The 26,072-nt window shown below is 68.0% G+C and carries 23 protein-coding genes and 5 pseudogenes; 10 read left to right on the top strand and 18 right to left on the bottom strand.

The window, feature by feature from the left end; genetic code table 11:
- Positions 1 to 3: 3 nt before the first annotated feature.
- Positions 4 to 1,827 (top strand): glutamine--fructose-6-phosphate transaminase (isomerizing), encoded by a 1,824-nt coding sequence (gene glmS / locus WJ35_RS23345; RefSeq protein WP_069240101.1) that lies wholly within the window; start codon positions 4 to 6, stop codon positions 1,825 to 1,827.
- Positions 1,824 to 3,128, top strand: coding sequence for a hypothetical protein (locus WJ35_RS23340; protein WP_155121967.1), 1,305 nt, complete (start codon positions 1,824 to 1,826; stop codon positions 3,126 to 3,128). The genes glmS and WJ35_RS23340 overlap by 4 nt, the downstream gene beginning before the upstream one ends.
- A 46-nt stretch (positions 3,129 to 3,174) precedes the next feature.
- On the opposite strand, the gene WJ35_RS32355 is transcribed toward WJ35_RS23340, so the two are convergent.
- Positions 3,175 to 3,288, bottom strand: a complete 114-nt coding sequence (locus WJ35_RS32355; RefSeq protein WP_224056435.1) for a DUF3626 domain-containing protein — start codon at positions 3,286 to 3,288, stop codon at positions 3,175 to 3,177.
- 325 nt (positions 3,289 to 3,613) lie between these two features.
- Between WJ35_RS32355 and WJ35_RS23335 the strand changes: the two genes are divergently transcribed.
- Complete coding sequence (locus WJ35_RS23335) at positions 3,614 to 4,450, top strand: c-type cytochrome (RefSeq protein WP_069240100.1); 837 nt, start codon at positions 3,614 to 3,616, stop codon at positions 4,448 to 4,450.
- A gap of 9 nt (positions 4,451 to 4,459) precedes the next feature.
- On the opposite strand, the pseudogene WJ35_RS32350 reads toward WJ35_RS23335, so the two are convergent.
- A pseudogene (locus WJ35_RS32350) lies at positions 4,460 to 4,682 on the bottom strand (Zn-dependent hydrolase); the annotation flags it as partial.
- Between the two features lie 111 nt (positions 4,683 to 4,793).
- Between WJ35_RS32350 and WJ35_RS23325 the strand changes: the two are divergent.
- From WJ35_RS23325 to ahpF, 4 genes are all read left to right on the top strand, one after another.
- Entirely contained in the window at positions 4,794 to 5,012 is a 219-nt protein-coding gene (locus WJ35_RS23325) for a hypothetical protein (protein WP_011881946.1), read from the top strand.
- 163 nt (positions 5,013 to 5,175) lie between these two features.
- Positions 5,176 to 5,541, top strand: coding sequence for a type II toxin-antitoxin system VapC family toxin (locus WJ35_RS23320; RefSeq protein ID WP_011881945.1), 366 nt, complete (start codon positions 5,176 to 5,178; stop codon positions 5,539 to 5,541).
- 555 nt (positions 5,542 to 6,096) lie between these two features.
- Positions 6,097 to 6,660, top strand: coding sequence for an alkyl hydroperoxide reductase subunit C (gene ahpC, locus WJ35_RS23315; protein WP_010089952.1), 564 nt, complete (start codon positions 6,097 to 6,099; stop codon positions 6,658 to 6,660).
- 120 nt (positions 6,661 to 6,780) lie between these two features.
- Positions 6,781 to 8,379 (top strand): alkyl hydroperoxide reductase subunit F, encoded by a 1,599-nt coding sequence (ahpF, locus tag WJ35_RS23310; RefSeq protein WP_069240099.1) that lies wholly within the window; start codon positions 6,781 to 6,783, stop codon positions 8,377 to 8,379.
- 112 nt (positions 8,380 to 8,491) lie between these two features.
- Here ahpF and WJ35_RS23305 read toward each other — a convergent pair whose 3' ends face one another.
- The 9 genes and pseudogenes from WJ35_RS23305 to WJ35_RS23265 form a co-directional block, all read right to left on the bottom strand.
- Positions 8,492 to 9,298, bottom strand: a complete 807-nt coding sequence (locus WJ35_RS23305) for an extensin (RefSeq protein ID WP_069240098.1) — start codon at positions 9,296 to 9,298, stop codon at positions 8,492 to 8,494.
- Between the two features lie 167 nt (positions 9,299 to 9,465).
- The gene (lpxO, locus tag WJ35_RS23300) at positions 9,466 to 10,365 is read right to left on the bottom strand and encodes a lipid A hydroxylase LpxO (RefSeq protein WP_059461133.1); all 900 of its coding nucleotides are present in this window, start codon (positions 10,363 to 10,365) and stop codon (positions 9,466 to 9,468) included.
- A 209-nt stretch (positions 10,366 to 10,574) separates the two neighbouring features.
- Positions 10,575 to 11,129, bottom strand: a complete 555-nt coding sequence (locus WJ35_RS23295) for a carboxymuconolactone decarboxylase family protein (RefSeq protein ID WP_069240097.1) — start codon at positions 11,127 to 11,129, stop codon at positions 10,575 to 10,577.
- 23 nt (positions 11,130 to 11,152) lie between these two features.
- The gene (locus WJ35_RS23290) at positions 11,153 to 12,487 is read right to left on the bottom strand and encodes an aspartate aminotransferase family protein (protein WP_060234070.1); all 1,335 of its coding nucleotides are present in this window, start codon (positions 12,485 to 12,487) and stop codon (positions 11,153 to 11,155) included.
- A 15-nt stretch (positions 12,488 to 12,502) separates the two neighbouring features.
- Positions 12,503 to 12,781 (bottom strand): annotated as a pseudogene (locus tag WJ35_RS23285) (peptidase C45); the annotation flags it as partial.
- A pseudogene (locus WJ35_RS23280) lies at positions 12,774 to 13,310 on the bottom strand (ATP-binding cassette domain-containing protein); the annotation flags it as partial. The pseudogenes WJ35_RS23280 and WJ35_RS23285, both read right to left, overlap by 8 nt.
- Positions 13,307 to 13,963: a glutamine ABC transporter permease GlnP gene (gene glnP, locus WJ35_RS23275; RefSeq protein ID WP_042587617.1), complete on the bottom strand. Its 657-nt coding sequence runs from the start codon at positions 13,961 to 13,963 to the stop codon at positions 13,307 to 13,309. The pseudogene WJ35_RS23280 and the gene glnP, both read right to left, overlap by 4 nt.
- A 65-nt stretch (positions 13,964 to 14,028) precedes the next feature.
- Positions 14,029 to 14,780, bottom strand: a pseudogene (gene glnH / locus WJ35_RS23270) (glutamine ABC transporter substrate-binding protein GlnH).
- A 648-nt stretch (positions 14,781 to 15,428) separates the two neighbouring features.
- Positions 15,429 to 15,800, bottom strand: a complete 372-nt coding sequence (locus WJ35_RS23265) for an MAPEG family protein (protein WP_060234068.1) — start codon at positions 15,798 to 15,800, stop codon at positions 15,429 to 15,431.
- Between the two features lie 308 nt (positions 15,801 to 16,108).
- Between WJ35_RS23265 and alr the strand changes: the two genes are divergently transcribed.
- Entirely contained in the window at positions 16,109 to 17,242 is a 1,134-nt protein-coding gene (gene alr, locus WJ35_RS23260) for an alanine racemase (RefSeq protein WP_060234067.1), read from the top strand.
- Positions 17,243 to 17,267: 25 nt separating this feature from the next.
- Here alr and WJ35_RS23255 read toward each other — a convergent pair whose 3' ends face one another.
- The 6 genes and pseudogenes from WJ35_RS23255 to WJ35_RS23230 all read right to left on the bottom strand — a co-directional run bounded on the left by WJ35_RS23255 (position 17,268) and on the right by WJ35_RS23230 (position 23,240).
- Positions 17,268 to 18,062: an enoyl-CoA hydratase gene (locus WJ35_RS23255; protein WP_080484419.1), complete on the bottom strand. Its 795-nt coding sequence runs from the start codon at positions 18,060 to 18,062 to the stop codon at positions 17,268 to 17,270.
- A gap of 74 nt (positions 18,063 to 18,136) precedes the next feature.
- On the bottom strand, positions 18,137 to 18,502 hold the full coding sequence (locus WJ35_RS23250) for a response regulator (RefSeq protein ID WP_059554262.1): 366 nt from the start codon (positions 18,500 to 18,502) through the stop codon (positions 18,137 to 18,139).
- Between the two features lie 43 nt (positions 18,503 to 18,545).
- Positions 18,546 to 19,510, bottom strand: a pseudogene (locus WJ35_RS23245) (chemotaxis protein CheX).
- A gap of 39 nt (positions 19,511 to 19,549) precedes the next feature.
- Complete coding sequence (locus WJ35_RS23240; protein ID WP_060234060.1) at positions 19,550 to 20,110, bottom strand: hypothetical protein; 561 nt, start codon at positions 20,108 to 20,110, stop codon at positions 19,550 to 19,552.
- Positions 20,107 to 20,847 carry a methyl-accepting chemotaxis protein gene (locus WJ35_RS23235; protein ID WP_080484445.1) on the bottom strand — a complete coding sequence of 247 codons (741 nt, stop codon included), beginning with the start codon at positions 20,845 to 20,847 and terminating at the stop codon, positions 20,107 to 20,109. The genes WJ35_RS23240 and WJ35_RS23235 overlap by 4 nt, the downstream gene beginning before the upstream one ends.
- Before the next feature lie 2 nt (positions 20,848 to 20,849).
- Positions 20,850 to 23,240, bottom strand: a complete 2,391-nt coding sequence (locus WJ35_RS23230) for an ATP-binding protein (RefSeq protein WP_069240093.1) — start codon at positions 23,238 to 23,240, stop codon at positions 20,850 to 20,852.
- 187 nt (positions 23,241 to 23,427) lie between these two features.
- Between WJ35_RS23230 and WJ35_RS23225 the strand changes: the two genes are divergently transcribed.
- Both WJ35_RS23225 and WJ35_RS23220 read left to right on the top strand, forming a co-directional pair.
- Positions 23,428 to 23,712: a hypothetical protein gene (locus WJ35_RS23225; RefSeq protein ID WP_124259929.1), complete on the top strand. Its 285-nt coding sequence runs from the start codon at positions 23,428 to 23,430 to the stop codon at positions 23,710 to 23,712.
- A gap of 33 nt (positions 23,713 to 23,745) precedes the next feature.
- Positions 23,746 to 24,435, top strand: a complete 690-nt coding sequence (locus tag WJ35_RS23220) for an alpha/beta hydrolase (protein ID WP_046427308.1) — start codon at positions 23,746 to 23,748, stop codon at positions 24,433 to 24,435.
- Between the two features lie 43 nt (positions 24,436 to 24,478).
- Here the strand turns inward: WJ35_RS23220 and WJ35_RS23215 are convergent, their stop codons facing one another.
- Positions 24,479 to 25,990: an amino acid permease gene (locus WJ35_RS23215; RefSeq protein WP_069240092.1), complete on the bottom strand. Its 1,512-nt coding sequence runs from the start codon at positions 25,988 to 25,990 to the stop codon at positions 24,479 to 24,481.
- Positions 25,991 to 26,072: the final 82 nt, after the last annotated feature.

The raw sequence follows: 26,072 nt of genomic DNA, 5'->3' as shown, positions 1-26,072 counted from the left end.
TCCATGTGTGGAATCGTCGGAGCAAGCGGCCGGAGCAATCAGGTGCCGCAACTGGTCAAGGCGCTGAGCCGGCTCGAGTACCGCGGCTACGACTCGTGCGGCATTGCGCTGCAGAACGGCGGCAACCTGCGCAGCGAGCGCACGTTGCGGCGCGTGACGGATCTTCAGGAACGCGTGATGACGCTCGGTCTCGAAGCGGGAACCTGCATCGCCCATACGCGCTGGGCCACCCACGGCGCGCCGTCCGAGACCAACGCGCACCCGATCATGCCGGGCGACTCGATTGCGGTCGTGCACAACGGCATCATCGAGAACCACGATGCGCTCAGGGCCGAACTGCGGCAGCGCGGCTACGTCTTTCGCGGCGAGACCGATACGGAAGTGATCGCCCACCTGATTCACGGCGAGTATCGCGACGACCTGTTCGACGCCGTCGTTCGCGCGGTCAAGCGCCTGCGCGGCGCGTACGCGGTCGCGGTGCTGAGCGCGCGCGAGCCGCAGCGTCTCGTGGCTGCGCGCGCGGGCTCGCCGCTCGTGATCGGCATCGGCGCGCAGCAGAACTACCTCGCGTCCGACTGCGCGGCGCTCGGCGACCTGACCGACCGTTTCATCTATCTCGAGGACGGCGACGTCGCGCTGCTCACGCCCGAGCGCATCGCCGTGGTCGATTCGATCGGCAGCGACGCGCAGCGTCCGCTGTGCGTGGTCCGGGCGCGCGACCACGACGCAGCGCTCGGACCGTATCGTCACTTCATGCAGAAGGAGATCTTCGAGCAGCCGCAGGCGATCGCCGCCACGCTCGACGGCGTCGACACCGTGTCGCCCGCGCTGTTCGGCGACGACGAAACCGCGCGCGCGCTGCTGTCGAAAACGCGCAGCGTGCTGCTGCTCGGCTGCGGCACCAGCTATTACGCGGGGCTCACCGCGAAATACTGGATCGAGAGCATTGCGGGCCTGCCGGCCCAGGTCGAGATCGCCAGCGAATACCGCTACCGGGAATCGGTGGCCGACCCGGGCACGCTCGTCGTCGGCATTTCGCAATCGGGCGAGACCGCCGACACGATCGGCGCGATCGAGCACGCGCGCGGCCGGGGCCAGGACCTGTCGCTGGCGATCTGCAACGTCGCGACGAGCACGATCGCGCGCAACGCGTCGCTGCGCTTCCTGACGCAGGCCGGCGTCGAACTGGGCGTCGCGTCGACCAAGGCCTTCACGACGCAGCTGGTCGCGCTGTTCCTGCTGACGGTGACGCTCGCGCAGTTGCGCGGCCGGCTCGACGCCACGCGTGCGGCAGCATGCCTGCAGCAGTTGCGCGGGCTGCCGGCGCGCGTCGGCAATGCGCTGGCCCTGGAAACGCAGATCATGGGCTGGGCCGCCGATTTCATGCAGCGGGAGAATGCGCTGTTCCTCGGGCGCGGCATTCACTTCCCGATTGCGATGGAAGGCGCGCTGAAGCTCAAGGAGGTGTCGTACATCCATGCCGAGGGCTACCCGGCGGGCGAGCTGAAGCACGGCCCGCTCGCGCTCGTGACGAGCGCGATGCCGGTCGTCACGATTGCGCCGGACGACGGCCTGTTCCAGAAGCTGAAGTCGAACATGGCCGAAGTGCGCGCGCGCGGCGGGCGGCTCTACGTGCTCGCGGGCAGCCATCTCGAGATCGACGACGCCGACGACACGCGCCTGATTCGCCTGCGCGAGCCGGGCGACGTGCTGTCGCCGGTCATGCACGTCGTGCCGCTGCAGCTGCTCGCCTATCACGTCGGCTGCGCGCGCGGCGCCGACGTCGACAAGCCGCGCAACCTCGCCAAGTCCGTGACCGTGGAATGATGCCGCTGCGCGCGCGGATCATGGCCGGATCGAAGGCGGACCGGCGAAAAGCGGCGCGGGTCATCGCCAGCGCGCTGTGCGCCGCCTGCTGTCTCGTCGTTGCCGCGAGCGTGGCCCCGCCGGCCGCGCTCGCGGGCGCGACCGCCAGACACAAGGCCGCGCCCCGTCCGTCCGCGCCACGCAAGGACACCGGCGACCCGCGACGCTTCATGCACGGCATCGGTGTGGCCGACGCCGGCAACGGCAAGCGCTGGATCTTCTTCAGCAGCTCGGGCATCCCGCCGCGCGGCGCGCTGTCCAACGGCAACTGGCCGCATGACGTATACGTCGGCGAGTGGTCGCCCGGCAGTGCGCACACCACGCATGTCCGCACCTTCATCAGCCGGCCCGAAGCGCAGGAGCCGGTGTCGGTCGCGCAGAACGATCGGGGCGACCTCTTCGTCACGTTCGAGGACGGCTGGAACGCGCCGCAGGAAGTCAGCCAGCGGTACGGCGTCTATCGCCGCGACCTGAAGCCGGTCAAGCCGTATCCGAACGACGTCGAGTCGGGCGGCCACTCGGGGCACGTCGCCGCGGTCGGCGAGCGCTTCGTCGTGTTCTATTCCGCCGACTGGGTCGACGGCGGCGGCGTCGACAACCTGGGCACCGGCGGCGGCGTCTATCTGAAGACCTACGATGCCGCCGGGCGGCTGCTGAACCACGTCCCGGTCGCGCCGCACAGCCGCGAGTGGTGGCCCGTGATCGCGGGCTCGCCGCACCGGGCGCTGCTGGTCTGGCAGAAGTTCATCAAGGACAGCACGAACGCCATGCTCGAATATGCGCTGTTCGACCCGGCGACGGCGAAGCTCGAAAAGCTCGGAGAACTGAGCGAAGCGATCCGGTACTACGTGTATGCCGCCGCGTATGTTCCCGCGATCGATCGCTTCATCGTCGTCACGACGACGGCGGACCGGCGCGGCGCCGCGATGCTGATCGATCCGGACGGCCGCCGCACCGCGAGGCTCGATTGCCTGCCGGCCGCGGTGCGCGAGTCCGGCATCGGCGTCGCCGGCGCACACGCGTACGTGCCGACCCGCGACGGCCGGCTGCTGACATTGGCGCTGTCGCCGACCGGCATGACCGTAAGCGGCGTGCAGCGCTCGCCGATTCCGTGGGGCGCGACCGGCATCGTCGGATTCCCGGCGCGCGCCGCCGCGATGCATTTCGTGTCGCTGACACCGACCGGCGTACGCGAAGCCGACTTCGACACGGCGCGCGAGACGCCATTGCCGGACGCGGACGCGCAGTGTGCGCGCCGCTGACCATCAAGGTGCGGCGAGCGCCCGCGCGCACATCGTGGCTGCGCGTTCAGCGCTCGTTGCTCGTCACGGTTTCGAACTGCGAGCGATAGACGCCTTCGCGAACGATGCGCTCGAGCGTTGAGACGCCGTCCAGCAGCGTGTCCGGATGGAAATTCGGCATGACGGGAAATTCCGGGCCGACGCCAGTTGGCTGGCCACGATCGTCGGATATGGGCAAAGCGTACGGTCTGCGACAGTGTCCATGCCGATGGTCCGGTAGCGTCGGCGCGACCGACTGTATCGCGATGTCCGCGATGCCGTGAAGGAGGCAGCGCACCGCACCGCGCATGTTTCGGTACCCGATGCTATATCGCGCGCACGCTGCACGCCGCGCGTTCCGAAGTCGCCAACGCCGCGCGCACCGGCTAGACTGTCGCCCGATCCCATTCACCGGCCAGCGCCCCTGCAGTTTTCTCGCGGCCGGAACACCCTCGTACGGAGAACGAATGCTGAAGCGCCGGTGGTTTTCGCTGTTGTTGCTGCTCGCGTGCGCGCTCGCCACGCACGCATCCGCACAGTCCGCGCTCGAACTCGACACCGGCGGCGCGCCGCGCGTGCTGACGCGCGACGCCTTGCTCACACGCGCCGATGCGACCGAGCTGCACGTGCCGCACGACATCGCGTACGGGCGGCCGATGACGTTCCGTGCGGTGCCGTTCGCAGCGCTGCTGGGCGATGCGCCGCTGCCTGCGGACAGCGTGCTCGAAACGCGCGCGGCCGACGGCTTCGCCGCTCAGCTGCCGCTCGATCTGGTGCGCCGTCGTGCGCCGGCCGGCGCCGTTGCATGGCTCGCGGTGGAGGACCCCGCGCACCCGTGGCCGAAGCTGCCGCGCAAGCCGGTCAGCGCGGGGCCGTTCTATCTGGTGTGGTCGGGGCCGGACGCGGCGTCGGTGCGCGGCGAGCAGTGGCCGTATCAGATCGTGCGCATCACGATCCAGTCGTCGCCGCTCGCGCGCTGGCCGTCGCTCGCGGTCGATCCCGCATTGCCGGCGAACGCGCCGGCCCGCGCCGGGCAGCGGCTGTTCGTCACGCTGTGCCTCGCCTGCCACCGCATCGACGGCGCCGGCAGCAGCCAGGCCGGCCCCGACCTCAACGCGCCGATGAATCCGGTCGATTACTTCCAGCCCGCCGCGCTGCATCGCTACATTCGCAATCCGGCATCGGTGCGCGACTGGCCGGGCCGCGTGATGCCGGCGTTCCCGCCCGAGCAGCTGAGCGACCGGGAACTCGACCAGATCGTCGCGTACCTGACGTACGTCGCGCGGCGCAAGCCCGGCAAATAAGCCGCGGCGCTCACGGGCGCTTCGCGGCACCGCTTGCAGCAGCACGTTGGCGCCGGCCGTCGACCATTCCGGCGTGATCGCGTCGGCCTCGTTGTGGCCGAGACCGTCGACGCACGGCACGCGCGGCATGGCACGCGTCGTGGCCCGCGCCCGACACGATGTCCAGGTGCGACAAGCCGAACGCCTGCGCCGCGTCGCGCACCGCGCCGATGTGGCGCGCATACGACATCGGGGCCTTCAGCACACGCAGATGTTGTCGTAGCGGCCGCGCGTCGGCGATGCCCCAGCTTGCGGACGTCACTCGATGTATATATGATACGCATATCATATATCGGAGAATGCCATGAGCCGCATCCTGATCGATCTGTCGAATGGCCAGCTCGACGAGCTGGCCGCCATCGTCGACACTGAGCAACGCCCTCGCGCCGCGATCATTCGCGATGCAATCGATGCGTATATCGCACAACACAAGCGATCGCATGCCGATATCGTGTTCGGCCTGTGGAAGGACCGCGCCGTCGACGGGCTCACCTATCAGGAGGCACTGCGTTCAGAATGGTAAAAGCGATCATCGACACCCGTTACGTCACCGCATGCCGGAGCCGCCGGCTTGCGGCCAACGCTCGTCCCGCACGGCTTCGGCCGCCGCATGCCGGCACCGTGTTCGGTCTCTGGAAAACGCGCGCGCTCGACGGGCTCGCGTATCAACAGGCGTTGCGCGCGGAATGGTGAATGCCCTCTTCGACACCAACATCCTGATCGACTATCTCGGCGGCGTGGAAGCCGCGCGCGAGGAACTCGCCCGCTACGAGTCGCGCGCGATCAGCGTGGTGACCTGGATGGAAGTCCTGGTCGGCGCAACGGCAAGCGACGACGCAGCGATCCGCACGTGGCTGTCGTCGTTCGACATCATTCCGCTCGACGGCGCGGTGGCGAATCGCGCGGTCGCGATTCGCCAGGCGCGCCGCATTCGGTTGCCCGATGCGATCGTGTGGGCTTCCGCGCAAGTGAACGGCCTGCTGCTCGTATCGCGCAACACGAAGGATTTTCCCGCCACCGAACCGGGCATCCGGGCGCCCTATCAGTTGTAGCGCAGGCGGCGGCGGGGCGAATGTCTGCCCCGTCCTGCCCTGCCAGTCGCTGCCCCCTGACGGCAGCCGCGCGACCGTATAGGCCAAGCGTCGCACGCCGGTCCGTGCGTGCCGACGTTCGACGTACTCGATACGCTTCATGCGCTCGACGACGCCCCGACACGCACAACACGCTCGAACTGACCGCCGCATCGCGCAACCGCGCCACCGCCCAACGGCACATGCAAAGCACCCGGCATTTCCATACATCACGTGGCCGCGGTGCCGATATCGCACCGGCCTCGTGCCCAGCGACCATCGACCGACCGCAGCGCCCCAGGCGATGCATCGAGCTTCCTCGCGTTCGGCCACGGCGCACGCGCCGCACGCAATGCCGCCCCTCCGAGCCTCACTCCGCCTCACGGATCCAAAGCCCCGCCCACGCCCGTTCGAAACCGCGCCGCAACCAGATAGAAATTCACGATCCCGGGGATTAAGACAAGCAATTTCACAAGGCAAGGGTGAACCCCGATACTGAGCACACTTCATCAACACCACCGCAAAGGAACGCTCAAGATGCCGATCATCAACACCCAAATCAAGCCGTTCAAGGCAACCGCTTACCACAACGGCGATTTCGTGCCCGTCTCCGACGAGAACTTCAAGGGCAAGTGGTCCGTCGTCGTGTTCTACCCGGCCGACTTCACGTTCGTCTGCCCGACCGAGCTGGGCGACCTCGCCGACCGCTATGCGGAATTCCAGAAGCTGGGTGTCGAAATCTACGCGGTGTCGACCGACACGCACTTCACGCACAAGGCGTGGCACGACACGTCGGACACGATCGGCAAGATCAAGTACCCGATGATCGGCGACCCGACGCTCACGCTGTCGCGCAACTTCGACGTGCTGATCGAGGAAGAAGGGATGGCGCTGCGCGGCACCTTCGTGATCAACCCGGAAGGCGAGATCAAGCTGTGCGAGATCCACGACAACGGCATCGGCCGCGATGCGGGCGAACTGCTGCGCAAGGTGCAGGCCGCGCAATACATCGCTGCGCACCCGGGTGAAGTGTGTCCGGCCAAGTGGACCCCGGGCGCCGAGACGCTGACACCGTCGCTCGACCTGATCGGCAAGATCTGACGCCACGCCCCGCGCGCCTCGTGCGAGGCGCGCAACGGCCGGCCGCCGCATCGCGCGGCCCGCCCTCCCCTCCGGCACGACGTGCCCGACCAGAATCATCAATACGGAATCCGAAACGCCATGCTCGACGCCAATCTCAAGAACCAACTCAAAGCGTACCTGGAAAAGATCACGCGCCCGATCGAGCTCGTCGCGTCGCTCGACGACGGCGCGAAGTCGCAGGAACTGCTCGCGCTGCTCAACGAGATTGCGTCGCTGACGACGCATGTGACGGTGGCCGAACGCCGCGACGACGCCGAGCGCAAGCCGTCGTTCTCGATCGGCGAACCGGGCAAGCCCGCGGGCATCCGCTTCGCCGGGATTCCGATGGGCCATGAATTCACGTCGCTCGTGCTCGCGCTGCTGCAGACGGGCGGCCATCCGGTCAAGCTCGACGACGACGTGATCGAGCAGATCCGCGCGCTCGACGGCGACTACGCGTTCGAGACGTATTTCTCGCTGTCGTGCCAGAACTGCCCGGAAGTCGTGCAGGCGCTGAACGTGATGTCGCTGATCAACCCGCGCATCCGCCACGTCGCGATCGACGGCGCGCTGTTCCAGAACGAAGTCGAGGCGCGCCAGATCATGGCGCTGCCGACGATGTTCCTGAACGGCGCATCGTTCGGCCAGGGCCGCAGCAGCGTGAAGGAAATCCTCGCGAAGCTCGATACCGGCGCGAGCGCGCGCGCCGCGAAGGCGCTCGAGAACAAGCCGGTGTTCGACACGCTGATCGTCGGCGGCGGCCCGGCGGGCGCGGCGGCCGCGATCTATTCGGCGCGCAAGGGCATCGTGACCGGCGTCGTCGCCGAGCGCTTCGGCGGCCAGGTGCTCGACACGATGGCGATCGAGAACTTCGTGTCGGTGCAGGAAACCGAAGGGCCGAAATTCGCGGCCGCGCTCGAACAGCACGTGAAGCAGTACGACGTCGACGTGATGGACGTGCAGCGCGCGGACGCGCTGATTCCCGGCGCCGTGCACCAGATCCGCCTCGCGAACGGCGCGGTGCTGAAGGCGAAGACGATCGTCCTCGCGACCGGCGCGCGCTGGCGCGAAATCAACGTGCCCGGCGAGCGCGAATACCGCAACCGCGGCGTCGCGTACTGCCCGCACTGCGACGGCCCGCTGTTCAAGGGCAAGCGCGTCGCGGTGGTCGGCGGCGGCAACTCGGGCGTCGAGGCCGCGATCGATCTCGCGGGCATCGTGAAGGCGGTCACGCTGATCGAATACGGCGCGCAACTGCGCGCGGACGAAGTGCTGCAGCGCAAGCTGCGCAGCCTGCCGAACGTGACGATCGTCACGCAGGCGCAGACGACCGAGCTGACCGGCGACGGCAGCAAGCTCGACGGCCTCGTCTACAAGGACCTGCGCAGCGGCGACGTGAAGCGCATCGATCTCGAAGGCGTGTTCGTGCAGATCGGCCTCGTGCCGAACACCGAATGGCTGAAGGGCACGGTCGAGCTGTCGAAGCACGGCGAGATCGTCGTCGACGCGCGCGGCGCGACGTCGGTGCCGGGCGTGTTCGCGGCCGGCGACGTGACGACGGCGCCGTTCAAGCAGATCGTGATCGCGGTCGGCGAAGGCGCGAAGGCATCGCTCGCCGCGTTCGACCACCTGATCCGGCAGGACGCGACGCCGGTCACGACCGCCGCGCCGCAGCCCGCCGAAGCACTCGCCGCGTAACGCGTAACGCGCGACGCGCGCACCGATTCGTCTCTCTTGGCCCCGCATGCTCTGGTCAGCGTGCGGGCCCTTTTTTATCCGGCGTCGCGCCGCGCGAGCGCGCTGCCGCTCGTCACGGGGCGACAGGCGCGCCGTTCGTCGACGCGGGCGTCGTCCTGATGGTGCTCGATTGCCGCACCAACTGCTCGGTCATCGCGGCGGCAACCGGGTTCGAGCCGGCGGCCGCATGCGGTTGCGCGAGGCCCGGCGTCGCCACGTATTGCGGCGGCGGCAACGACGGATCGAGCTTGGCGGACTCGCGCACCAGCGCGGCGGTTTCAGGTGTTTCGGCGCGCTGCGCCGGCTGCGCCGTTGCCGCGTGGCGCTCGAGGCCGTCGCGGGTGCGTGCGGCATGGCGGGTCGGCTGCTTGCCGGACCGAGGCGCTTGCGCCGTGTCAACCGGTGCAGCGGGTTGCGCCGCGCGGGTCGGCTGAGCCGGTTGAATCGTCTGCGGCGCTGCCGGCGGCAACTGCGCGGGTTTCGCATTCGTGGGGGTCGAATCGGCCGGCTCGACCGCGACCACGTGGACGGCGGGCGGCGGTGCGGCCGGCTTCGGCGCGGGCACGGCAGCGACGGGCGCGGCCGGCGCAACTTGCGCGACCGCCGCGGACGCCGGCACCGAACGGTCACGTGCGGCCGCTTGTTGCGGCAGCGCCTCATCTACATGCGGGGAAGGAGCGGCATCGGGCGCGGGCGGCGCGATCGCGCCCTGCACGGTGCGGCCGTCGGCTGGGGCCGTAGCAGCCGGTGCGGCTGCGTCGCCGATGCCGGCCTCTGCGATCGCGCGGTGGTCCGCACGCAGCAGCATTACGTAGCCGGCGCCCGCGGCCGCGACCAGCAGCCCACCGGCGATCCACAATGTCTTTCGGGTACTCGTCATGCTTGCTCACCGATCGTGTCGACGTGAACAAGCCATGATACCCGCGCGTCGACGCGCGATCCCGTGCGAATACATTTGGTTGCATTGACGCGCAGCCGGCCCACCATGCAGCGCAGCCTCGCGATCGTCAGCCCGCCCGAACCGCCCCGCTGCCGCCCGTCATGCGATCAGACCCAGAATATCGCGACCGCGATCCCGCCGAACAGCGCCCACTTCACGATGTAGTACACGGTCCGGTTCCACGCCTTCAGCCGCTTGCCCAGGCGCCGAATCGCATACAGATACTTGAACGCGTGATTGAGGCCGCCGGTGCGGTCGCCGGTTTCGTTCGGCGACGCCGCCGCGCGCATCAGCAGCTGCCCGAACGCGTCGTTGACGCGCTGCGCCCAGCGGTATTTCATCGGCCGGTCGATGTCGCAGAACAGGATCACGCGATCGTGCTCGGTGCGGTTCTCGGCCCAATGCAGATAGGTTTCGTCGAACATCACGGCCTCGCCGTCGCGCCATGCATACGACTCGCCGTCGACGACGATCCGGCACGCCGCGTCGTTCGGCGTGTCGAGCCCGAGGTGATAGCGCAGCGACCCCGCATACGGATCGCGATGCAGGCCGAGCTTCCCGCCCGGCGGCAACTGCGCGAACATCGCGGCCTTGATCGACGGAATCCGCGACAGGATCTCGACCGTGCGCGGACACAACGCCTGCGCGGACGGATGCGGCGCGTCGTACCACTTCAGGTAGAAGCGTTTCCAGCCGTTGCGAAAGAACGAATTGAAGCCGATGTCGTTGTACTCGGCCGACGCCTTGATCCGGCTCGAATCGCGCAGCGCGAGCGCTTCGTCGCGGAAGGTGCGCCATTCGCGCTGCAGCACCGCGAGTTCAGGAAAGTGGCCGATGTCGATGAACGGCGTGGTCGGCACCGACGAGAACGCATACGAAAAGCAGTTCAGCGGCGCGGTGAAGGTCGAGTGATCGGATAGTTGCCTGAACAACCGATGCCGAACCTTGCCGCGCCGATGCGTATGGACCACACACGCAATGAACACGATCAACAGGACCCAGCGCATCGATATTTCCCCCGTAAATTCTTTGCAGAAATTTTAGGGAAGGGGAAAAATTCATGCACTGAAGCGCACGCGAAACGACGCGCGCAATCGACGCGCGAGCACGATGCCGGCCGCCCGCCCGCACATCGCCGAAAAGCCCGTGCCGACGGGCTTTTCGGCGCCATCGCAACGCATGCGCGCGATGCCGGCCGCACCGGCGCACGCGGCGATTATTCCGAAAACGGCAAATCAGTTTGTCCGTCCGCGCGCATGCCGAACGTATTGAGCGTCATCGCGACGAGCGCGTAATAGCCGAGCAGCGCGACGAGATTGACGACCACCTCGTGGCCGAAGCGCTCCTCCGCGCGCGCGAACGTCGCGTCGCTGACGCGCCGCGCATCGTACAGCTCGTTCGCGAACGCGTAGATCAACGCATCGTCGTCCGACTCGAACGCAGGTTCGACGCCGTCGCGGATCGCTTCGGCGGTCGCAGCCGGCAGGCCGGCATCGAGCGCGATCGGATGATGAATGTGCCATTCCGCCTGCGAGCGCCACCGCGCGGCGGTGACGAGGATCGCAAGCTCCGACAGGCGCAGCGGCAAGCCGGTGCGATACCGGCAGAACGCGCCGAGCCGCTGCGCGTGCTGCGCAAGCTCGGGGCTCGCGATCCAGCCGAGAAACGGGCCGTTCAGGTTGCCGCGCGGGCCGCTGAGAATCTCGGCCAGCACCGCCTTCTGCGCATCGGTCGCGGATGCGGGGTCGAATGGGGGAAGTCTCGAAGTCATCGGGTGTCCGTTCGCTGAATTCGTCATGCGCCGACCGCCGCCACCGCGGCGTCGATCGCGCCCGCCAGGCGCTCGACGATCGTGTCGATCTGCTGCTCGGTGCAGATGAACGGCGGCGCGAGCAACACGTGGTCGCCCTGGCGTCCGTCGATCGTACCGCCCATCGGATACACCATCAAACCGCGCTGCATCGCCTCGCGCTTGATCACCGCGTTCAGCTTCAGCGCCGGATCGAACGCCGCCTTGCTCGCGCGATCGCGCACGAATTCGACGCCGACGAACAGCCCGCGCCCACGCACGTCGCCGATATAGGGATGCTGCGCATAACGCTCGCGCAACGACGCACGCAATTGCTCGCCGCGCGCCTTCACGTTGTCGAGCAGGCGCTCTTCCGCGATCACGCGCTGCACTTCGAGCGCCGCCGCGCAGGCGGTCGCATGGCCGATATACGTGTGCCCGTGCTGGAAGAAGCCCGACCCGCCGACGATCGTCCGGTAGATCTCGTCGCTGACGAGCGTCGCGCCGATCGGCTGGTAGCCCGCGCCGAGCCCCTTCGCGATCGTCAGCAGGTCCGGCGCGACGCCGTCTTCGTCGCATGCGAACAGGTAGCCGGTGCGCCCCATCCCAGACATGATCTCGTCGAGGATCAGCAGCACGCCGTACTTGTCGCACACCGCGCGAATCTTCTGCAGATACGTGCGCACCGGCGGCACCGCGCCGGCCGTCGCGCCGACCACCGTCTCCGCGACGAACGCGGCAACGTTGTCCGCGCCGAGTTCGAGAATCTTCTGTTCGAGCTCGTCGGCAAGACGCTGCGCGAACGCCTCTTCGGTTTCGTCCGCGCGCTGCTCGCGATATGCGTAGCATGGGCTCACGTGATGCGCTTCGATCAGGATCGGCAGAAACGGCTCGCGCCGCCATGCGTTGCCGCCGATCGCGAGCGCGCCGAGCGTGTTGCCGTGATAGCTCTGCCGGCGCGCGATGAAGTGACGCCGCTGCGGCTCGCCCTTCTCGACGAAGTACTGGCGCGCGAGCTTGAGCGCCGCCTCGATCGCCTCCGAGCCGCCCGACACGAAGTACACGTGATCGAGCCCCGCCGGCGCGGCATCGACGAGCCGGTCGGCCAGTTCCTCGGCGACGTCGGTGGTGAAGAACGACGTGTGCGCGTACGGCAATTGCTGCGCCTGGCGCTTGATCGCGTCGATCACGCGCTGGTTGCTGTGCCCGAGGCACGACACGGCGGCGCCGCCGCATGCATCGATGTAGCGCTTGCCGGTCGAGTCGATGATCTCGATGCCGTCGCCGGCGACGGCGACCGGCAGTGTCGCGCGCGGCGCGCGATGGAAAACGGTTGTCATGCGTTGCCTCGTGGTTCAGGACGCGTCTGTCGCGCGCCCGTCCGGCACGATCCGCGTCGCGAAACGCTGCGTGCCGTGTTGATGAATCGTGACGTCGATGCCCGCTGCGCGGATCGCGAACGCCGCGGTCGCCAGCGTGTTCTCGTCGTCGGGATCGGCCGGGTCGTCGCGATAGATCGGCAGTCCGTCGGGCGCGCGATCGCCGAGCACGCGCAGCAGCGCGGCTTCGTCAGGCACGTCGATGCCCGGCAGCAGCGCATCGACGCGCCGCCGACGGTCGCCGGACGATCTCGTGCGTGACGACGATCATCGTCATGCCTTCGTTGGCAAGATCCTGCATCACTTTCAGCACTTCGTGGCGCAGTTCCGGATCGAGCGCGGAGGTGGGCTCGTCGAACAGCATCAGCCGGGGCCGGATCGCGAGCGCGCGCGCGATCGCGACGCGCTGCTGCTGGCCGCCCGACAGCTCGGACGGGTAATGATTCGCGCGCGATGCGCCGCGCACCTGGATCGGCCCGAACATCACGTTCTCGAGCGCGGTCATCTGCGGAAACAGGTTGAACTGCTGGAACACCATCCCGGCCTCGAGCCGGATGTTGCGGATCGTCGCCGCGTGGCCGCGCACGCTCTGGCCGTCGACGAGCAGATCGCCGGACGTGATCTTCTCGAGCGCGTTGATACAGCGCAGCATCGTCGACTTGCCCGAGCCCGACGGGCCGATCACGACCACGACCTCGCCCGCGTCGATCGTCAGGTCGATGTTCTTCAGCACCGGCACGTGGCCGAAGCTCTTCGACACGTTCTGGAATTCGACCATGCTCATAAAATTTTCATCCTCTTCTCGACCACGCGCAGCGTCAGCGTCATCGCGCCGGTCAGCATCAGGTAGATGACCGCCACCGCGGTCCAGATCTCGACCGCCTGGAAGTTGCCGGCGATGATCTCCTGCCCCTTGCGCGTCAGTTCGCCGACGCCGATCACGATGAACAGCGACGTGTCCTTCAGGCTCACGATGCACTGGTTGCCGAGCGGCGGAATCAGCCGCCGGAATGCGAGCGGCCCGACCACCTTCAGCAGCACGCGCGGCATCGACAGCCCCATCGCGAGCCCGGCTTCCGTCAATCCCTTCGGAATCGACAGCAGCGCGCCACGCACCACTTCCGCGAGATACGCGCCGGAGTTCACGGTGATCGCGATGATCGCGGCCGTCAGCCCGTCGATGCGGATGTGCGCGAGCAGCGGCAGCGCGAAATACAGGAACATCACCTGCACGACGATCGGCGTGCCGCGGATCAGCTCGATGTACACCTGCGCGAGCACGTTCATTGCCTTCGGCCCGTACGCGCGGAACATGCCTGCGATCATGCCCACGACGAAGCCGCCCAATAACCCGAACAACGCGATGAACACCGTCAGCCGGACCCCGTCCATCAGGTCCGGCAACGCCGCCCAGATCGCTGACCAATCGAAATTCACTTGCCGCTCCCCGTTCGATTCAAGACCGGCGCGACCGCAGGCCGCGCCACGATGCGCCGTCACGCTCACATCTTCGGCGGCTCGGCGCCGAACCACTTCCTGTAGATCTGCGCGTAGCGGCCGTCGGCCCTGATCTTCACGAGCCCCTCGTTGACCTTCGCGACGAGCGGGCTGCCCTTCGGGAAGCCGATCCCGTACTTGTCGCCGCTGACCGGCTGGCCCGCGACCTTCACCTTGCCCTTGCCTTCGTTGTTCACGAAGAACAGCACGTTCGGCGTGTCGTGCATCGCCGCGTCGACGCGGCCGGCCTCGAGCGCGAGATACGCCTGGTCGATGTTCGGGAACTGGCGGATCTCCTTCGGCTTCAGGTGCGCCTTGATCCAGTCGATCGTCGCGGTGCCCGTCTTCGCGGCGATCACCTTGCCGTTCAGGTCGTCGATCGACTTGATCGTCGTGTTGCCGGTCTGCACCATCGCGGCGAGGCCGCTGTCGTAGTACGGCGCGGAGAAGTCGATCGCCTTCTTGCGCTCTTCCTTGATGGTCATGCCCGACAGCGCGACGTCGATGTTCTGCGTCTGCAGCGCCGGGATCAGGCCCGCGAAATCCATCGGCTGGATCGTGTATTTCCAGCCCTGGTCCTTCGCGATCTCCGCCCACAGGTCGAGATCGAAGCCGACGTACTTGTCGCCCTGCTTGAACTCGAAAGGCATGAACGACGTGTCGGTGCCGACGACGAGCGTCTTCGTGTCCGCGCGGGCGATGCTGGCGCCGAGCGCGGCAGCGACCGCACGGCTTTCAGGAAGGAACGGCGACTCATGACTTTTCTTCGCATGGTTGAGCGAGGTAACCGGCCGGCTGGCCGGGGAATGACGACAGCAAGCCGCACCGCAACATGCGATGTCGAATTACACATTAGTGCAACATGTGTTGTCAACGCCGATACTACGACAACAAAAAAACGCGCAACGGAAAAATGTATCGAGACAAACCCGAGCCGGGGCAAGCGGGTTTGATCTGAGGAAAGGGGCGTCAGGGGTGCGGGGCGGGAGCGACCGGTCGGTCGGTGGCAATGGCGCGCCGTTGCGGAGCGTGGAAGTGCGAAAGTGCCGACGAGGCGATGTGGGCGAGCGCCGTTGCGGCGAACTCGTGTGTTGCCGTGGCGATCCGGGAATGGAGTGGACGACTGCGCATCCCGCGGAAGGAGCGAGCGAGGGACGCTGCCGCGGGCAGCGGGGCCGGACGCTTGGTGCGAAGCATCCCCTCTCACGCTGGGCCGGCGCGCGCCGGTCGCCGTCGACCGCGTTCGTGCCCAGCGAAGCCGGCGCGCCGCCGCTCAAGCGCGCGAAGGCCGTAGCGCCCGCATCCACAACGCATCCCATGACGCTCACGCGCGCGGCGCGGGTGGTGCCAGGCGAGCCCACGCACACAGCGGCGCGGGCATCGCCGGCTCGTTACCTCATCGTCGTCACGGCCCGGTGAAGAACAGCCCGACGACGCAGGCCATGCCGGCAAACCATGTGAGCGAGCGCAGCGCGGCCCAGTTCAGCAGGTACAGCAGCGAGTAGACGACGCGGATCACGACGAACGCGATCGCGAGCTGGTCGACGCGATGCGCGTTGGCACCGGATTGCCACGCGATGACGAGACCGGCCGTGAACAGCGCGAGCGCCTCCCATCCGTTGTGGTGCGCGGCCGCCGCGCGGGCGCGCCAGCCTTCGAGCTTCGCGAGGTATTCGCGCGGCGCGTGGTTGTCGTAGCCCTTCTTCGCCTTCGCGAGAATCGTCAGCGGGAACGGCAGCACCGCCACGATGAACAGGCACAGCTGGGACGTCGTCATCAAAGCCTCCTCCGTGTTTATGATTACATCGATCAATGACACGGTCTCGCAGAGCTTAGCATCGCGACACCCCGTTCGCGCACCGGTTTTCTAGACGGCGGACTCGGCAAGGCCGGCTGCGCGAAGTCGCGACGACCCGCCCGCGAGATCGAACATTCCACCAAATCAACGCTAAATACGTTAATTAAAACTGGTCCAACATACATAAGATAGCGATCGAAACTGGCTTGGCACGTCGCCACGCCACCCTGCCGACCCCGCGCTGCACCGTCGTGCGCGCGCCGAACGACCTTCGATCCGAACCGACCATGCCCCGCCCCATCGTCGCCCACATCCGTCCCGCCGCCGTTCGCCACAACCTCGAGTTCATTCGCCGGACCGTCGCGCCATCGCGCGTGTGGGCGGTCGTCAAGGCCAACGCCTACGGCCACGGCATCGAGCGGATCTATCCGGGGCTCGCGGCAGCGGACGGCATCGCGCTGCTCGACCTCGACGAGGCGGTGCGCGTGCGCGCGCTCGGCTGGGACAAGCCCGTGCTGCTGCTCGAAGGGATTTTCGAGCCGGCCGACGTCGAGTTGGCCGGCCGCCACCGGCTGACGGTCGCGGTCCACTGCGACGCGCAGCTCGACCTGCTGATCGCCGCGAAGCCGCAGCGGCCGATCGACATCCACCTGAAGATGAATTCCGGGATGAACCGGCTCGGCTACCGGCCCGCCGCGTTCCGCGCCGCGTGGGAGCGCGCAGCCGGCGCGCCGTCGATCGGCGCGATCACGCTGATGACGCACTTCGCGAACGCCGACGAAGGCGAGATCGACTGGCAGCTCGACCAGTTCGACGCGGCGACGGCCGGCATGCCGGGCGAGCGCTCGGTGTCGAACTCGGCCGCCGTGCTGTGGCATCCGCGCGCGCATCGCGACTGGGTGCGCCCCGGCACGATCCTGTACGGCGCGTCGCCGACCGGCGCCGCGCGCCACATCGCCGATACGCCGCTGATGGCGTCGATGACGCTGACGAGCCGGATCATCGGCGTGCAGACGCTCGCGCCGCAGGAAACCGTCGGCTACGGCCGCCGCTTCACGGCCGACCAGCCGATGCGGATCGGCGTCGTCGCGTGCGGCTATGCGGACGGCTATCCGCGCCACGCGCCGACCGGCACGCCGATCGCGGTGGACGGCGTGCTGACGCGCGTCGTCGGCCGCGTGTCGATGGACATGCTCACCGTCGACCTCACGCCGTGCCCGAACGCGGGCATCGGTTCGCGCGTCGAGCTGTGGGGCGATCAGGTGAAGGTCGACGACGTCGCCGAGGCGAGCGGCACGATCGGCTACGAGCTGATGTGCGCGGTCGCGCCGCGCGTGCCGGTCGTGGTCGAGCCGCTGGGCACGTCAGGCACGTCGGCAACGCAGGACGAGCCGCTGCGCACCGGCAGCTACGGGCGGTAACTCCGGCGCGCGGCGTCGCCGCGCGTCAGGTCCGCCAGCGCGGCGGCCGCTTCTCCAGGAACGCGTCGATGCCCTCGCCCGCGTCTTCTTCCATCATGTTGCGCGCCATCACGTCGCCCGCATACGCGTAGGCGTCGTCGAGCGGCATCTCGCGCTGCCGGTAGAACATCGCCTTGCCGTAGCGCACGGCGGCCGGGCTTTTCGCGACGATCTCCGCGACCTTGCGCGCGACGGCGGCGTCGAGCGCGTCTTCCGGCACCGCTTCGTTGACGAGGCCCCATGCGGCGGCCGTCGCCGCGTCGACGAAACGCCCGGTGACGAGCATGTCGAACGCGCGCTTCGCCGCGACGCTGCGGCTCAGCGCGACGGCCGGGGTCGAGCAGAACAGGCCGACGTTGATGCCGGACACCGCGAAGCGCGCGGTATCGGCCGCGATCGCGAGATCGCACGCGGCGACGAGCTGGCAGCCCGCGGCCGTCGCGATGCCGTGCACGCGCGCGATCACCGGCACCGGCAACGCGCGCATCGCGAGCATCACGCGGCTGCACTGCGCGAACAGCGCACGGTAGTAGTCGAGGTCGGGCTTGCCGCGCATCTCGCGCAGGTCGTGGCCCGCGCAGAACGCCTTGCCTTCGGCGGCGAGGATCACGCAGCGCACGTGCGGATCGGCCGCGAGCGATTCGAATGCGTCGTGCAGGCTCGCGAGCATCGCTTCGGACAATGCGTTGAATTGCTGCGGACGGTTCAGGCGCAGCGTGACTACGCCGTCACGCACGTCGTGCAACAGGATGGGTGCTGCCGAAGCGCAATTCGTATCCATGACGTCCCCGGTTGAAATGATGTCGATGCGATCACGCATCAATATAGTCCAACGGGGAAGCCCACGCCGCGCGGTCAGCCCGCGAGTTTCTTCAACGCCTCGACCACCGCATCGCCCTTGAACGGCTTCACGATCCAGCCCTTCACGCCGGCCGCCTTGCCGCGCTCCTTCATCGCCGGGCTGCTTTCGGTCGTCAGCATCACGACGTTGACCGCCGCGTTGCCGAGCTCGCCGCGAATCTTCTCGACCATCGTCAGGCCGTCCATGTTCGGCATGTTGACGTCGCTGATCACGAGCCGGATGCCGGGCGTCGCCTTCAGCTTCGCGAGCCCGTCCTTGCCGTCGACCGCCGTCGCGACGTCCAGCCCGTGATTGCGCAGGAAGCCCGCGACTTCGTCGCGCACCGTGCCCGAATCGTCAACCACCAGAATCTTTGCCATGCGTCATTCCCCTTTTTTTTCTTGCTGAACTTGCCTGAAAACTTCAAAACAACTCGAGTTCGCCCGATTCGACCATCGGCCCGACGTCCTGCACCACTTCGCGGAAATCCTCCGGCGACCAGCTCAGGCTGAACACGAAGCGCTGGTCGATGCAGACCGCCTGCCCCGACGCCGGATCGGTCATCCGGTACTTGAAGCAGAGCTGCGGACAATCGCCGCCGAACGAGATGAACTTCTGCTTGTGATTGACGATCAGCGGCACCTGCACCGGATGGCGCGCGAGCGCTTCCGCGTCGCCGAGGTAGCGGTCCTTGAACGCGCCCCACACGAGATTGGTGAGCTCGCCGAGCGCGCCGTTCACGTCGCGAAAGTCCGGCGTGCGTCCGTCGGCGCGCGCGCCGCCGAGCATGTCGAGCAGCGGCTGCTCGCTCGTCTGCAGCAGCATGTAGCCGCGGCACCACGCGCTTTCGAGGGCGATCAGGCTGAACACCTCGCCGAAGATGATCCGGTCGCGCACGATGCACGGCGTGTCGCGGCTGATCGTCATGCCGGTGAACATGCTGTCGAGCCGCGCCTCGGTGATCTCCGAGATGCCGCGCACGAGCGCGTTCGGATAGTCGATGCTGAAGATGTATTCGTCGATCACCTCACCCGCCGCAGCGGCGTCATGTCGTCGGCGACGTAGGTCGCGCACGCGACGCGCGCGAGCGCGTCCGGCAGGCCGTCGCGCGACGCCTGCGCGTCGCGGCGCAGGATGATCGGCAGCTCGGGGCGCAGCGCGTCGATCTGCGTCGCGACGATCGCGCTCTCGGCCGACGAGCCGCCGTAATCCTCGGCGAGCAGGATCGCGCCGAGATCGATGTTCGAGCGCAGCACCTTCAGCAGCCGGTTGCGGCGCACCGTGAGGCCGATCAGGTTGTGGTCGTCGCAGAAGCGCTTGATCGCGTCGGCGTGCGTGCGGCTGTCGTCGAGCACGAGCACCTTGCTGACGGGTTTGCCTTCGGTCATGGCGCGGGTTCCTTGGGTTCGGGTTCCGGAACGATCCGGTCAAAACAGTTCGAGCTCGCCGCCGGCATCCACCGCCGCCGTCGCCGGCGCATGGAAATCGACCGGCGCGTTCGCGCAGATGCACAGCGTCGCGCGAACCCGCACGCCGTCGCCGAGCGTCACGTCGAACGCGGCGACATGGCCGGGCGCCAGCGCGGTGAAATACTCGATGCTCGCGTCGCTCAGCAGGTAAGGCGTCGACATGCCGAGATCCGGGAAATGGACGGTCAACGCCTGGTTCATCGCGCCGCAGCAGAGGTTCGCGACTTCCATGAACGCCTCCTGCAGCGACGGTTGCGCGTCCGCTTGCACGGCGCCCGTGTAATAGCGCCGCGTCGCGTCATCGTCGCTGAAGCGCAGCGCGAGCAGCAGGCGGAAATGCAGCGCCGAGATCGTCAGCACCGCGACCTGCGCGGCCGGCTTCGAGCACGACCGGCGCTCGCGCGGCGGCTCGTCCGCCGCCGGCGCGATGTCGCACGCGCCGCCGCCGGTCGCGAGCCGCGTGCGCGCCGCGTCGAAGAAAATCCGTTCGAAGCTCGCCTTCGCCTGCGCGCCGATCACGCCGCCGCTCCTTCCAGCCGCGCATTCAGTTGCCCGGCCAGCGTCTCGACGCTCGCGAGCGCGGCGGTGATCATCTTGCCGCCCGCCTGGATGTCCTGGAACGTCGCCGCGGTCACGAGGTCGTTGCGGTTCAGGCTGTCGCGATAGCTGTTCGACAGCTCCTGCGAACGCGCGGCGAGCCCGCGCACCTCGCTCGCGACGATCGAGAACCCGCGGCCGGCCGTGCCGGCGCGCGCCGCCTCGATCGACGCGTTCAGCGACACGATCGACACGTGCGCGACGATCGCGGACAGCTCCAGGTTCTTCGCGCGCATGTCCTGGTTCTGCGCGGTCAGCGAGATCATCTGCTCGTGCCAGCGCTCGAACGTGCCGGCGAGCCCGCGCAGGCGCGCGGCCTCGTGCGCGATCTTCGCCGCGTGCTGCGACAGCGCCGCGCGCTCGGCCGCGAGCGCCTGCAGCGCGTCGCGCCGCTCGTCGGCGCCGGCCGTCTCGCGCGCCAGCGCCTGTTCGAGCTCCGCTTCCCGCTGCGTCCAGGCCTGCGCCGCCTGCGCATGCGCGGCGACGGCCGCGTCGGCACGCGCGTCGGCGGCGTTCAGCGCGTCGCGCAATGCGTGCGTTTCGCTCGCGATCGCGGCTGCGGAACGCGCGCGCAACACCCGCGCGACGATGAAGGCGATCAACGCGGCCGCCACGCCGCCGCTCAGAGCGGCGCCGACCGGAATCATCCACGCCTGCACGTTCACTCCGCTGCGTCGACGTTCGCGATGCCGGCGCGCGCGTGCGCCTCGACGTCCCGGCCGTCGCCCTCGGCCGCGAAACGCGCCGGCAGCGACACGATCGTGCGGAACGCGCGATACGACGCGCCGGCGCGATCGTCGGCGAAGCGCAGCGCGATATCGCCGCCCTCGCGCTTCAGGAAGCTGCGCACCGCGTCCATGCCGACGCCACGCCCCGACACCTCGGTCACCTCGCGCGCCGTCGAGAAGCCCGGCCGGAAAATCAGCTCGGCCACCGCTTCATCGGTCATCGCCGCTTCGTTGCCGGCGTCGATCCAGCCGCGCTCGCGCGCGATGCCGCGAATCCGGTCGAGCGCGAGGCCGCGGCCGTCGTCGCGCAGCACGAAGCGCAGCGCGTCGCCGTCGGCGGCAACCGCGATGTCGATCGTGCCGGCGGCCGGCTTGCCCGCAGCGCGACGCTCGTCAGGCGACTCGATGCCGTGGTCGATCGCGTTGCGCAGCAGGTGCATGAACACGTTCTTCAGCGTGCCGCCGATCTCGCTGCGCACGCGATAGCCGTGACTGTCGATCCGCACGACGGGCGACGCCTTGCCGAGCTCCGCCGCCAGCGACGGCAGGGATTCCAGCACGCCGCCGAGCGCATCGCCGACGCTCTCGGTGCCGAGCAGGCTCAACATGCGGCGCACCGCATCGCGCGCGGCACGCCAGTCGGCGGCGTTCGCGGGATCGACGCCGTCGAGCACGCGCAGGCTCTCGCTGATGTGCGCGCGCTCGACCATCAGGTAGTCCTCGCTCGCACGCTGCGCCGGCTCGCCGCTGCGGCCAAGCGTGACTTCGTTGATCGTCGCATAGTGCTCGACCGCATCGCGCACGCGCGCGAGATCGTCCATCAGCGCATCGCGGTTCCACTCGGGGCCCGCGTCCGCGCGGCGCAGCGTGTCGTAGGCCTGCTCCGCCTCGTGGACGATGTTCGTCAGGTGCTGCAGGCTGTACGTGCGCGCGTTGCCCTTGATCGTGTGCATGTTGCGGAACAGCGCCGCGACGATCGAGTGATCCGCGCGCTCGTGCTGGCGGATCATCCGTTCGTTCTCGCTGAGGAAGCCCTTCGCGCTGTTCACGAACTGGTGGAACTTGTCCTGGCTGATCGACAGGATCTCGCCGATCATCTCCAGGCGGCGCTGCTGCTCGCCGGCCTGCGCGGTCAGCTCGCGCAGCTCGGTCACGTCGCGCACGCACAGCATCAGGCGCGCGATCGTATCGGTCTCGTCGGTGATCGCCGACCAGCTCAGGTCGAGCCACTTGTCGCGGCCGTCCGGCATGCGCTTCGCGACCTCGTTGACGAGCAGGTGCTCGTTGAATTCGAAGTTCATGCTGTCCTCGCCGAGGCACGCATGCACGGCCGCCTCGACCTGCGAGCGCGCGTCCGGGCCGAGGTTCGAATCGTCGAACACGAGCGCCATCAGGTCGCGGCCCGCGATCTCCTGCGTTTCGAAGATCGTCTCGAGGTACGCCGAGTATTCGGCATGCACGACGCCGCCGTCGACGACGGTCAGGATGCCCTGCTGCATGTTCTGCAGCATCGCCTGGATGTCGGCGGTCTTCTGCTTGAGCTGCGCGGAATTCTCCTGGATCTTCTCGATCATCCCGTTGAACGCGACGATCGAGTGGCCGATCTCGTCCATCCGGCCAACCGGCACGCGGCGCGTGAAATCCTGGCTCGTCGCGATCTCGCTCATCATCGTCTGCATCCGGCTGAGCGGGCGCGTGATCTGGCGGTACAGCACGAAGCCGAGCGCGGTCAGCAGCACGATCACCGTGCCGGCCACGCCGGCGATCGCGGTGGCCGTCGTCGCCAGCATCCCGTTCAGCGCGCTGATCGCGTCGTCCTTCTGGCGGTTCTTCTCGACGCGCAGCGTCTCGACGATGCCTTCGAGCTCGTCGCGATATTGCGCGACGTTCGCGAACAGGTAGGCCTGCGCCATCTCGGCCTTGCCGTCGGCCTTCATCTTCACGGTGTCGTCGATCGCCGCGAAATAGTTGGCGGCGCTGTCCTTCGCCTGCGCGACGAGACCTTCCTGCGCATGGCTCGCGGCCGACTTCGCCTGCACGTCGAGCGCCGCGCGCAGCGCCGCCTCCTTCACCTTCAGCTCGTCGCGCGCCTGCGCGGCGGTGTTGGCGTCCGGCGCGTAGATCAGCGTCATCGTCGCGATCTGAATGTTCTTCACGTCGGACACGACGTCCGCCGACGCGAGCGCGCTCGGCACGATGCCCTGCGTCACCTGCCGGACCTCGGACGCGCTCTTGCGCGTCTGGTAGACGGCATAGGCGCCGATCGCCGACAACGCGAGAAAGGTCAGGACGACAAGCAACGTGATGCGATGACGAATGGTCATGTGTACAGTTCCCCGTAGCGATCCGGCTTCAATCGCCCTCTGGTCTATTGAAAGAATATGAGCGGCGAATTATCGGGGATGGTGTATGACGGTCCGATGACCGGAAATCAATGGATCGTTGATGAAATTGCAATGATTAATTGCGCAGCCGAATTCCTAAAGTTCCGACGGAATCGGCCGTTAATCGTTGTCCGGCAAGGGTTCGCCATCTCCTTTCAGCGCGGCGACGGACGAATTCGGATATGCGCTTTCCATTCGTAATCCGGCGATTGAAATGGTGTCGATTCCGGCAGAACGCCTGCAAATCGTCGAGGTCGGCTGGCTGCCGGCCGGACATTTGGCGGCAGTTTTCCGGTGGCTGATTCGCAATACGCGCGACGCAGCGCCGGCCGCGATGCCGGACGGCATTCATTCCTGTCGGGAAAGGATCAATCACCATCCGGCGGTTCACTCTGCCGGCTGCGCGGCATAGACTGTCGGATCGTTTCGCTACCGGACCCACGCGATGACCGACGTTGCCCAGCTGACCACCGACCCCGAATCGGGCCTCCACTACCGGCTGCGCGCGGCCGTCGGCCGCCCGGCGGGCCGCCTGTTGCTGCTGCACGGCGTCGGCGGCAACGAAACCAATCTGCTGAACCTGGCCGATACGATCGACCCGCGCATCGAAATCGCGTTCCTGCGCGCGCCGCTGGCGTTCGGGCCAGGCCAGCATGCATGGTTTCCGGTGCGCTTCGGCCCGAACGGCCCGGAAATCGACGCGGCCCGCGCCGATGCGAGCCGCCTGAAGCTGATCGCGCTGCTGCGCGCGCTACGCGCGCGCGACGCCGCGCAGCAAGCCGCCGCGTTGCCCGTCGCGATCGCCGGCTTCAGCCAGGGCGGCATCATGAGCGCGAGCGTCGCGCTCACGTCGCCGGCCGACGTCGCCGCGTTCGCGGTGCTGTGCGGGCGCATCCTGCCGGAAATCGATCCGCTGATCGCACCGCGCGACGCGTTGAAGCCGCTGCACGCGCTGGTGATGCACGGCCGCTTCGACGACAAGCTGCCGCTCGCATGGGCCGACACGGCCGACGCGAAGCTGACGGCGCTCGGCGTCGCGCACGACACGTGGCGCTACGACGCCGGCCACGAACTCACCGCGCAGATGGCGGCCGATTTCAGCCAATGGATCGGTGCGCGGTTCGGCTTGAACTGAGCGCGGTGGGCCGGCCGGGCGCCGGCGCGCGCGGCCGGCATCGTCAGACGCTGCCCGCGGGATCGGCGGCGATCGGCGAGGCAGCCTGGGCCGCGGCCGCAGCAGCGGCATCGCGCGCCGAGCCGCGCTTCGCCAGACGCCAGCCGACCGTCAGCGCGAGCGCGACGACCGGAATCATCGCGATGGTCCAGGTGCCGCCCGGATAGTCGAACGCCATCAGGACCAGCACCGCGAGCAGGAACGCGAGCGTGAGCCAGGACGTGAACGGCGCGCCGGGCATCCGGAACGGAACGTCGCTCAGCTCGCCGCGCCGGACCTTGCGGCGGAACAGGATCTGGCACACCACGATGAAGCCCCACGTCGCGATGATGCCGAGCGACGCCATGTTCAGCACGATCTCGAACGCCTGCGCCGGCACGATGTAGTTCAGCGGCACGCCGATCGCGTTGATCGCGACCGTAAACAGGATGCCGCCGTAAGGCACGCCGCGCGCGCTCATCCTGGAAACGAACCGGGGCGCGGACCCGCCCATCGCCATCGCGCGCAGCACGCGCCCCATCGAATAGAGCCCGGAGTTCAGGCTCGACATCGCGGCCGTGAGCACCACGACGTTCATCACGGTGCTGACGTAAGGCACGCCGAGCTTGCCGAAGAAGGTCACGAACGGGCTTTCGTGCGCGCTGTAGGCGGACCACGGCAGCAGCGTGACCAGCAGCACGACCGAGCCCACGTAGAACAGCGCGATGCGCCACATCACGCTGTTGATCGCCTTCGGCAGCACCTTGCGCGCATCGGCGGTCTCGCCCGCCGCGACCCCGACGAGCTCGATGCTCGCGTACGCGAACACGACGCCCTGCACGATCAGCACCGCCGGCAGGAGCCCGTGCGGAAAGATCCCGCCGTGATCGGCGACCAGATGCAGGCCCGGCATCTGCCCGGCGACCGGATGGCCGCTCGCGAGAAACACCGCGCCGACCGCGAGGAACAGCGCGAGCGTCCCGACCTTGACGAGCGAGAACCAGAACTCCATTTCGCCGAACATCTTCACGCCGATCATGTTCACCGTCGACACGATCGCGAGCGCGCCGAGCGCGAACACCCATTGCGGCACGTCCGAGAACACCGCCCAGTACTTCATGTAGATCGCGACCGCCGTGATGTCGACGATGCCGGTGGTCGCCCAGTTCAGGTAGTACATCCAGCCCGCGACGAACGACGCCCGCTCGCCCATGAATTCCCGCGCGTAGGACACGAAGCTGCCGCTGGTCGGGCGATGCATCACGAGCTCGCCGAGCGCGCGCATGATCAGGAATGCAAAGATCCCGCAGACGAGATAGACGAGCGCCAGCGCGGGCCCCGCGTGCTGCAGGCGGCCGCCGGCGCCGAGGAACAGCCCGGTCCCGATCGCGCCGCCCATCGCGATCATCTGCACGTGGCGCGGCTTGAGCTTCTGTTCATAGCCGGCCTCGTGCGACGCGAACATCGCGTCGCGCTCGGCATCGCGGGGTTGCGCGCCGCCGGTCTTGGCCGGCGCGCGCTCGCTGACGTGCTTCATGGTGTGTCTCCGTTTCTTGATGTGTCGCGCCGCCGACGCGGCGCCGCGGGAACGGCGCGCGGGCGGCCGGCGGCAGGCGCCG

This window comes from Burkholderia ubonensis (genome assembly GCF_001718695.1).
GTDB lineage: Bacteria > Pseudomonadota > Gammaproteobacteria > Burkholderiales > Burkholderiaceae > Burkholderia > Burkholderia ubonensis_B.
This window is presented reverse-complemented; position numbering and strand designations above follow the sequence as displayed.

What these genes read in the sequence shown, in the direction of transcription:
- WJ35_RS23305 (WP_069240098.1), bottom strand. Translation starts at nt 9,298, where the DNA reads ATGACGAGTACCCGAAAGACATTGTGGATCGCCGGTGGGCTGCTGGTC.
- WJ35_RS23215 (WP_069240092.1), bottom strand. Translation starts at nt 25,990, where the DNA reads ATGAAGCACGTCAGCGAGCGCGCGCCGGCCAAGACCGGCGGCGCGCAA.
- WJ35_RS23295 (WP_069240097.1), bottom strand. Translation starts at nt 11,129, where the DNA reads ATGACTTCGAGACTTCCCCCATTCGACCCCGCATCCGCGACCGATGCG.
- lpxO (WP_059461133.1), bottom strand. Translation starts at nt 10,365, where the DNA reads ATGCGCTGGGTCCTGTTGATCGTGTTCATTGCGTGTGTGGTCCATACG.
- WJ35_RS23340 (WP_155121967.1), top strand. Translation starts at nt 1,824, where the DNA reads ATGATGCCGCTGCGCGCGCGGATCATGGCCGGATCGAAGGCGGACCGG.
- WJ35_RS32355 (WP_224056435.1), bottom strand. Translation starts at nt 3,288, where the DNA reads ATGCCGAATTTCCATCCGGACACGCTGCTGGACGGCGTCTCAACGCTC.
- WJ35_RS23250 (WP_059554262.1), bottom strand. Translation starts at nt 18,502, where the DNA reads ATGGCAAAGATTCTGGTGGTTGACGATTCGGGCACGGTGCGCGACGAA.
- WJ35_RS23320 (WP_011881945.1), top strand. Translation starts at nt 5,176, where the DNA reads ATGGTGAATGCCCTCTTCGACACCAACATCCTGATCGACTATCTCGGC.
- WJ35_RS23255 (WP_080484419.1), bottom strand. Translation starts at nt 18,062, where the DNA reads ATGGATACGAATTGCGCTTCGGCAGCACCCATCCTGTTGCACGACGTG.
- WJ35_RS23265 (WP_060234068.1), bottom strand. Translation starts at nt 15,800, where the DNA reads ATGACGACGTCCCAGCTGTGCCTGTTCATCGTGGCGGTGCTGCCGTTC.
- WJ35_RS23220 (WP_046427308.1), top strand. Translation starts at nt 23,746, where the DNA reads ATGACCGACGTTGCCCAGCTGACCACCGACCCCGAATCGGGCCTCCAC.
- WJ35_RS23230 (WP_069240093.1), bottom strand. Translation starts at nt 23,240, where the DNA reads ATGACCATTCGTCATCGCATCACGTTGCTTGTCGTCCTGACCTTTCTC.
- alr (WP_060234067.1), top strand. Translation starts at nt 16,109, where the DNA reads ATGCCCCGCCCCATCGTCGCCCACATCCGTCCCGCCGCCGTTCGCCAC.
- ahpF (WP_069240099.1), top strand. Translation starts at nt 6,781, where the DNA reads ATGCTCGACGCCAATCTCAAGAACCAACTCAAAGCGTACCTGGAAAAG.
- ahpC (WP_010089952.1), top strand. Translation starts at nt 6,097, where the DNA reads ATGCCGATCATCAACACCCAAATCAAGCCGTTCAAGGCAACCGCTTAC.
- WJ35_RS23290 (WP_060234070.1), bottom strand. Translation starts at nt 12,487, where the DNA reads ATGACAACCGTTTTCCATCGCGCGCCGCGCGCGACACTGCCGGTCGCC.
- glmS (WP_069240101.1), top strand. Translation starts at nt 4, where the DNA reads ATGTGTGGAATCGTCGGAGCAAGCGGCCGGAGCAATCAGGTGCCGCAA.
- WJ35_RS23325 (WP_011881946.1), top strand. Translation starts at nt 4,794, where the DNA reads ATGAGCCGCATCCTGATCGATCTGTCGAATGGCCAGCTCGACGAGCTG.
- WJ35_RS23335 (WP_069240100.1), top strand. Translation starts at nt 3,614, where the DNA reads ATGCTGAAGCGCCGGTGGTTTTCGCTGTTGTTGCTGCTCGCGTGCGCG.